This window comes from Streptomyces barringtoniae, from assembly GCF_020819595.1.
Taxonomy (GTDB): Bacteria; Actinomycetota; Actinomycetes; order Streptomycetales; family Streptomycetaceae; genus Streptomyces; species Streptomyces barringtoniae.
On sequence record NZ_JAJHNP010000132.1, the window covers coordinates 1 to 290 of the forward strand.

Annotated in this window: 1 protein-coding gene; it reads right to left on the reverse strand. The window is 70.7% G+C overall.

Annotated features, from left to right (window positions below; translation table 11 throughout):
- Window positions 1–290: SDR family NAD(P)-dependent oxidoreductase (locus LMU33_RS41050; RefSeq protein ID WP_228627238.1), on the reverse strand; the 290-nt coding region annotated here is incomplete at both ends.

The window sequence follows — 290 nt, forward strand, 5'->3', positions numbered from 1 at the left end:
TCCAGCACCCCGTCGTCCAGCACACCGGCCGTGTGCACGACCGCCGACAACGGAAACTCCTCCGGCACCGACTCCAGAAGCCGGCCCAACGCCTCCCGATCCCCCACATCACACGCCGCCACCGTCACCCGGGCACCCAACGACCCGAGCTCCGCCTCCAGCTCCACCGCCCCCGGCGCCCCGGAACCACGACGACTGACCAACAGCACATGATCAGCACCCCGACGCGCAAGCCACCTCCCCACCTCGGCACCCAACGCACCCGTACCACCCGTCACCAGCACCGTGCC